The organism is Okeania sp., from assembly GCF_983059655.1.
This window is the reverse complement of the sequence record NZ_CEZPJD010000691.1, coordinates 1-4,268: the sequence shown is the minus strand read 5'-3', so window position 1 is coordinate 4,268 and position 4,268 is coordinate 1. Positions and strand designations below refer to the sequence as shown.

Genomic DNA, 4,268 nt, shown 5'->3' with positions numbered 1-4,268 from the left:
ACTCCCCCGCTCCCCTACTCCTTAAAAAAGACTTTTTCAGCAAGCCCTAATTAGTTTTTCTTGAGAGTCCCGTAACATTCTAAAAAAGTTAACAACTTCTCCATCCAGATCGTTATAGGTTTCTACAGCAGAAGGTTTTTTATTCAATAAAACTGCTGCCGAACCACCAAAAGGTTCACAGTAATGTTGCGTTTCTGGTAACAGTGGCAATAACCAATCAAGATGATTAAATTTTCCTCCATACCATCCAAAAGCTATTAACTTACTCATTCTTTAAGTGAGACTTTAATTATTATTAAACAATTAGTTTTATAGTATCAGGAATTACGCAGAACCACTATATATTGTAGGGGTTTTCATGTTGTGTAGCAAAACGGCCATTAATCTCTACAAATTCACTAATTCTATCAATTAATTAGTTGGTGAAAGTCAAGTAGGATTACATACTTTGACATTTGCTTTTGACTCTGATTTAGAAAAAAATGGTCAATCTTTTTGAGAATAATTAATCAAATGTGTTGATTGAAGTTTACAGCAGTTTTCATTTCAATAGGGACGTTGCATACAACGTCCTTACAGGGTTTTGGTTATGACGATGTGGTTCATCAAGAGCGAAAAGCGCTGTAATATTTATAGTATTTTGTTAAGTTAATCTTAAGTAAGAGATTATTTAGCTAAAGGATATGTTAAATAACTACAATATATGTAATATAGCAATTCTCACACTAATGAGGTACAGCTATCTTCTTGTCTTTTTATTCCCAGATCCAGTGTTCCCTCAAACCTAAAATTTTGTACATCATAAGTATGAGAATTGCTATGATTTTGTGTAGATGCTTATAATTTTTCTGACTACTTATTAATATAGTGTCTTTGCGTAAGTCCTGTTTGAGTTAAAGAGATGAATCAAGGCATTGAAGCAATATTGCCTCAATATCTTTAGTGGACATAAACTTTGGTACGGCATAGCTGAAAATGGCTTCCTCGTAGGCTATACTAGCAATACGCGAAATGTCCTCTTTCTGTAGCTCATGAACTACACTCGGAATATTCAAACGAGCATTCAACTTTTCAATAGAGTCAATAAACGCAGCAGCGAGTTCTTCATTTGTCATATCTGACATACCAATGTTTAATTCTTTCGCTAACTCTGCAAGTTTGTTTGTGATATTAGGTAAAGATGCTTTCAGCACTTTGGGAAGAAGAATAGCATTACCCAAACCGTGGGGTACACCATAAATTCCACCCAATTGATGGGATATCGCATGGACATATCCCAAGGAAGCGTTAGTAAATGCAATACCTGCTTGATGAGATGCTAATGCCATCGTATCCCTTGCCTGAAAATTTTCTCCGTTTTCAAAAGCGACAGGTAGACTTTCAAAGATGAGTTTTATGGCCTCAATGGCATGTCGATCCGTCTTCTTGCTTGCGTTCCTGCTAAGATAAGCTTCAACCGCATGTGTTAGGGCATCCATTCCCGTCATTGCTGTTATTGAAGGTGGCATAGTAGCCAAGAGTACCGGATCGAGCGCAGCTGCTGTTGGCACTAAATTAGGATCGACCACAAATCGTTTCCTGTGGCTTTCCTTTTCTGAGACAACGGAAGCGATAGTGACTTCTGAACCCGTTCCCGATGTTGTTGGGATAGCATAAAAAGGCAGCGGTTTTTGCTTTCCCTTCATCATGCCAACCAATTTCTCAGGGGTATTGCCATTTGTGGCAGCCATGGCAACTACTTTCGCCGCATCGATGACAGAGCCACCACCAACCGCAAGTACAGCATCAAATTGATTGGATAACCCATGCTCCAGAGCTTTGCTAACATCTTCAAAGGTAGGATCTGGGTTAATGTCATCAAACACGAAAACCGAAACGCCATCATTTTTTAGCTGGTTTATAACTGAATCAAGCTGTCCTCTTCGCTTAATGCCCGATGTTGTCATAATCAACAGCTTCTTATACTCTGCCTGCGATATTTTTTCGGCTAATGTGAGCGCTGCTTGTTTGCCTGTAAAAAGCTCTGGTTCGTAGATTTTGATGAACTTACCAAGTTTTTTGAAAGAAAACATCAATGAACGGTTTTTAATAAAATCGATAGATTTCAACATTTTTTACCTCATTTGATAATTTAATATTTGGCATTGTGCTTGTTTAGCCTAGTTAACCACTGTATTGTGGCAAACTTGTGAAACATTCAATTCATCTTCTTTGCTGATATTCTTACTTTATGTCATTCTATTCAAGATTGCTAACCCTTGATTTTTACTATTATATATTCTATTATGGAATATATAGAACGTTAATAGATTATAGATGGATCGTTTGAGGCTTTTAAAGACTTTCATTTATGTTACCGAAGCAGGGAGCTTCTCCAGCGCAGCCAGGCTTTTAGGGCAAACCCAGTCACAAGTGAGTAAAATGATCCGACGCTTGGAAGAAGAGTTTCAGGTCTCACTCTTTCACCGCACAACACGTCAAATTACGCTTACTGAAGAAGGCCAGAATCTGCTGATCCATGCAAAAGCGATAATCGAAAGGTTTAATATTGCTGAAGAGGATTTACAGGGTTATCAATCAAAGCCAAAAGGTAAAATTAGGCTTTTAACATCCAATGGAATTGGTAGATCGGTCGTTATAGAGATAATCGCAAAGTTTCTGAACCACTATCCAGATATTCAAATTGACCATGTTGTCTCCGATCAATTTATCAATTTGGTCGAGAATCAAATTGATGTCGCCATATGGTTGGGCAATTTAAAAGATAGTACTTTACGAGCAAGGAAGATCGGGCTGATCCGGCCTATTACAGCTGCCACGCCAACATATCTTAAAAAGAATGGAATGCCTAAAAAACCTGAAGACCTAATAAATCATAACTGTATCAGTTTTACACGGCTTGGACAATTCATAGGGCTGGGGAATCGCAACACATGGCAGTATCTGGATCAAGATGGAACCCCTAAAAGTATTGATATAAGAGGAAATTACCAGGTCGATCAGTCGTCGTTTATTGCAAAAGCTGCAATGCTTGATATCGGTATTTATAAAGGTCCCTCTTATTTGTTTTTTGATATGTTGAATACAGGCGAGTTGATTGAAATTCTTTCTGAATATGAGTTTGAAACATTTCCCATTTACTTGCTCTATCACGCAGGAGATTTTATTCCTTCACGGATCAAAGTATTTATGGATTTTATGAGCGATGAATTCAGGTTAAGAACATATTTATCAGAGTAATTTTTTATGCGTTTTCTTGGGCACTTCACCAAGTTAACTTTTGAGCTTCAGGGCTATCAACAGTATTAAAATAATTAGACAAAATCATACATAATTATACATTTAGTATGATATACTAGCTATATGTCTAATTTATTAACTATTAAAAGAGGTGGCCGATAAATTGAAATGACATCAATAAAGACTAAACTAAAAGTTAATAATAAACAAAAAACAATACTTGCAAAACACGCAGGAGTAGCTCGTCATGCTTATAACTGGGGACTAGAAACTTGTATTTCTGAATACGAATCAACAAAAAAACTCAAGAGTGCCATCACTTTACATAAACGTTTAATTGCTGAAGTTAAAAGTGAAAACCCATGGTATTATGAAGTATCAAAGTGTGCTCCCCAGCAAGCATCAAGAGATTTAGAGAGGGCATTTAAAAACTTTTTAACTATTCGGGGACGTGGATTTCCGGTCTTTAAGAAAAAAGGTAGAAAAGACAGTTTTTACTTGGAAGGAAGTATCAAAATTATTCAAGGAAACTACATACAATTACCAAGAATAGGAATAGTAAAAACATACGAAATCTTACCTTCTTGCAGAGTAAAAAATGTCAGAATATCAAAAAAAGCAGATAGTTGGTACATCAGTTTTAAATATGATATTGAATCCTATCCAACAGAAAAAGTTGAAGAAACTATTGGTGTAGACATAGGCATAAATACATTAGCAACCTGTTCTGATGGCAGCAAATTTGCTAATATCAAAGCCTACAGGCAAGCCAAAAAACGATTAGTTCGTTATCAACGTGCAGTCAGTAAAAAAGTTATTGGTTCCAAAAACAGACGCAAAGCAGTAAAAAAACTAGCAAAACTTCACAAAAAAGCGGATGCGACCCCGCGACGACGTCAGCTCGCTTGCGGAACGCGCACCAAGCAGTAGCCGATATCAGAGCAGATACACTACATAAACTCACAACATGGTTAGCTAAAAACCACAGCCACCTAAGTAATTGAGGACTTGAACGTAAGTGGAATGCT

At 36.9% G+C, this 4,268-nt stretch carries 4 protein-coding genes; 2 read left to right on the top strand and 2 right to left on the bottom strand.

Annotated elements, in window-relative coordinates; all coding sequences use genetic code 11:
• Positions 1–36 precede the first annotated feature (36 nt).
• Positions 37–270, bottom strand: a complete 234-nt coding sequence (locus AC3DU7_RS26740; protein WP_488042302.1) for a DNA adenine methylase — start codon at positions 268–270, stop codon at positions 37–39.
• Between the two features lie 623 nt (positions 271–893).
• A complete protein-coding gene (locus tag AC3DU7_RS26735; RefSeq protein ID WP_488042301.1) occupies positions 894–2,111 on the bottom strand; it encodes an iron-containing alcohol dehydrogenase in 1,218 nt (405 codons plus the stop codon).
• A gap of 205 nt (positions 2,112–2,316) precedes the next feature.
• Between AC3DU7_RS26735 and AC3DU7_RS26730 the strand changes: the two genes are divergently transcribed.
• Complete coding sequence (locus AC3DU7_RS26730; RefSeq protein WP_488042300.1) at positions 2,317–3,240, top strand: LysR family transcriptional regulator; 924 nt, start codon at positions 2,317–2,319, stop codon at positions 3,238–3,240.
• Positions 3,241–3,408: 168 nt separating this feature from the next.
• The gene (locus AC3DU7_RS26725; protein ID WP_488042299.1) at positions 3,409–4,170 is read left to right on the top strand and encodes an RNA-guided endonuclease InsQ/TnpB family protein; all 762 of its coding nucleotides are present in this window, start codon (positions 3,409–3,411) and stop codon (positions 4,168–4,170) included.
• The last annotated feature ends 98 nt before the right edge of the window (positions 4,171–4,268 follow it).

Bases quoted from the DNA above. Each gene is read 5' to 3' on its own strand.
- AC3DU7_RS26740 (WP_488042302.1), bottom strand. From the start codon at position 270: ATGAGTAAGTTAATAGCTTTTGGATGGTATGGAGGAAAATTTAATCAT.
- AC3DU7_RS26735 (WP_488042301.1), bottom strand. From the start codon at position 2,111: ATGTTGAAATCTATCGATTTTATTAAAAACCGTTCATTGATGTTTTCT.
- AC3DU7_RS26730 (WP_488042300.1), top strand. From the start codon at position 2,317: ATGGATCGTTTGAGGCTTTTAAAGACTTTCATTTATGTTACCGAAGCA.
- AC3DU7_RS26725 (WP_488042299.1), top strand. From the start codon at position 3,409: ATGACATCAATAAAGACTAAACTAAAAGTTAATAATAAACAAAAAACA.